General features: G+C 45.6%; 2 rRNA genes. Both read left to right on the top strand.

The window, feature by feature from the left end:
* Positions 1 to 119, top strand: a 23S ribosomal RNA gene (locus GJ698_RS30280); the annotation flags it as partial.
* A 163-nt stretch (positions 120 to 282) separates the two neighbouring features.
* Positions 283 to 395: ribosomal RNA gene (gene rrf / locus GJ698_RS30275) — 5S ribosomal RNA — on the top strand.
* The last annotated feature ends 2 nt before the right edge of the window (positions 396 to 397 follow it).

Here is a 397-nt window from a genome sequence, read left to right as displayed (position 1 = left end):
TTCCCAGAGCCTTGAGCTCTTTGAAGGGTCGTTCGAGACCAGGACGTTGATAGGTCAGGTGTGGAAGTGCAGTAATGCATTAAGCTAACTGATACTAATTGCCCGTACGGCTTGTCCCTATAACCTTAGCAGGTTATAGCTGAATAAGATGTGCGTTGAACGTTCGTGAGATTCACTTCATTACCAAAAATAATTACTGTATAAACGATATAAATCGTTTATAATACTTCCTCCAGATTCTTGGCGGCGCGGAAAAAGACGCGACGCCTGTACAAGTCAAAGCTTGATGACCATAGTAAGTCGGTCCCACCCCTTCCCATCCCGAACAGGACCGTGAAACGACTCTACGCCGATGATAGTGCTGCAACCAGTGTGAAAGTAGGTTATCGTCAAGCTA

It is taken from the genome of Duganella aquatilis (assembly GCF_009674565.1).
GTDB classification, from domain to species: Bacteria; Pseudomonadota; Gammaproteobacteria; order Burkholderiales; family Burkholderiaceae_D; genus Rugamonas; species Rugamonas aquatilis.
The sequence above is the reverse complement of the archived record's forward strand: the minus strand, read 5'-3'. Positions and strand labels throughout refer to the sequence as shown.